Genomic DNA, 230 nt, shown 5'->3' on the forward strand with positions numbered 1-230 from the left:
GCTTGCCGCGCTGGCGGGGGAGACGCCGCATGTCGGCCTGCTCTCGTCCGTCTCCACGACCTTCCTTCCGCCCTATATCGTGGCCCGGCAGATCCAGTCGCTGCATTGGCTGACCAAGGGCCGGGCGGGCTGGAACATCGTCACGGCGCTCGATGGGAACGAGAACTTCGGCCTTGCGGAAATGCCCTCCGCCGAGGAGCGCTACGAACGCGCGGCGGAATTCACCGAGG

General features: G+C 67.4%; 1 protein-coding gene. It reads left to right on the forward strand.

Annotation, left to right across the window (positions count from 1 at the left end):
- Positions 1–230: LLM class flavin-dependent oxidoreductase (locus KVS69_RS20870; protein ID WP_217540265.1), on the forward strand; the 230-nt coding region annotated here is incomplete at both ends.

It is taken from the genome of Stenotrophomonas sp. GbtcB23 (assembly GCF_019091045.1).
Lineage (GTDB): Bacteria > Pseudomonadota > Gammaproteobacteria > Xanthomonadales > Xanthomonadaceae > Stenotrophomonas > Stenotrophomonas rhizophila_A.